Source organism: Mycobacterium sp. E787 (genome assembly GCF_001668725.1).
Taxonomy (GTDB): Bacteria; Actinomycetota; Actinomycetes; order Mycobacteriales; family Mycobacteriaceae; genus Mycobacterium.
In genome coordinates this window covers 1-1,501 of record NZ_LZKL01000067.1, presented here as the reverse complement: position 1 = coordinate 1,501, position 1,501 = coordinate 1, and the positions used below count along the sequence as shown (strand labels likewise).

The window sequence follows — 1,501 nt, the reverse complement described above, 5'->3', positions numbered from 1 at the left end:
GCTGGTCCAGGCGCCGTCGAACCTCACCGGGATTTGCGATCGCAGCGTCCAGTCCAACATCGACGCCGCGCTCAACGGCACCAAGAACATCAGCGACGTGATCACCGCGGTCGAACCGCGGCTGTGGAACATGTCGACGGTGTTGCCGATCCTGCAGGACACCACGATCGTCGCGGCCGGTCCCAGCGTGCAGAACGTCAGCCTCACGGGCGCGGTCCCGGTCGGCATCGTCGGCGACGCCGGCCAATGGGTAAAAACCGGGCCCTAACCATCCATTTCAAAAATTGAAAACGACCATTTTCTATAAATGGCCGCGCGGTGGATCGCGTGGACCGCAAGTAACAAATTAATGACGATTAATCTGACCGGCCGGCCATTCGGCCGAGTTACTGCAAACGACCGTTTTCACGACGCCATTTCGATAAGCTGCGGCTATCGCGATACCCGCCCGACCGGGCGACGGGGGGTAGCGACCATCGTGTGCTGACGGGGAGGTCTTCAGTGTCGTTTCTTATCGCTGCGCCAGAGCTAATCGCTGACGCCGCAAGCAATTTGGCAAATCTCGGCTCCCTCATCGGCACCGCCAACAGTGCGGCCGCCGTGGCGACCACCGGGCTGCTGCCCGCGGCCGCGGACGAGGTTTCGGCGGAAATTGCCGCGCTCTTTTCCTCGCACGCCGCGGGCTACCAGCAACTGAGCGCGCAGGCGGCGGTATTCCACCAGCAGTTCGTGCAAAGTTTGACGAGCGGTGCGGCCAGCTATGCGGCCGCAGAAGTAAACGTCGTGCAGACGCTGGCGAGCGCGGTTCCCGCGTTGGGCATCGACCTCAGCGGTGGGCTCGCCGGCCTGGGCGCGAGCCTGAGCGCCGACCTCAACGCGCTCGGCGTCTCGCTCAATGCCGCGGTGTCGGGGAGCCTCGGTGGCAGCCTCGGCGCCAATCTGGGAGGCCTCGCACCGCTCGGTGCGGCGATCGCGACGGACGTGAACGGCGGGCTGACGGCGTTGGCGCAGACCGGCGGGGCGCTGGCCACCAACATCGGCACCGGTATTTCGGGCCTGGCGGGCGGCTTCAACGCCGCGCTGCCCGGACTGCAGGCCAGCCTGAGCGGTGGGCTTTCCGGCCTGAACGCCTCCCTGAACGCCGCGCTGTCGGGCAGCCTGGGCGCCAGCCTCGCGGGGTTGGGGCCGCTCGGTGCCGCGTTGTCCGCGGACCTCGGCAATGGGCTGTCGGGACTGGTCCAGGCGGGTAACACGCTCGTGGCGAACCTCGGAGCCGGGCTGCCCGGCCTGATCGGCGGCCTGAGCCTGGCGTTCCCCGGCCTCGCGGCCAGCCTGAGCGGCGGGCTTTCCGGGCTGAACGCCTCGCTCAACGCCGCGTTGTCGGCCGGCCTCGGTGGCAGCCTGTCGGGGCTGGGGCCGCTGGGTGCGGCGCTGGCGGCGGATATAGGCAGTGGGCTGTCCGGATTGGCCCAGACCGGCGGCGCGCTGGTGACCAGCCTGA

1 protein-coding gene and 1 pseudogene are annotated in these 1,501 nt (G+C 68.0%); both read left to right on the top strand.

The window, feature by feature from the left end; translation table 11 throughout:
• Positions 1-268, top strand: a pseudogene (locus A5705_RS15000) (ABC transporter family substrate-binding protein); the annotation flags it as partial.
• A 212-nt stretch (positions 269-480) separates the two neighbouring features.
• Positions 481-1,501: PE family protein (locus A5705_RS28990; RefSeq protein WP_369829601.1), on the top strand; the 1,021-nt coding region annotated here is incomplete at its 3' end.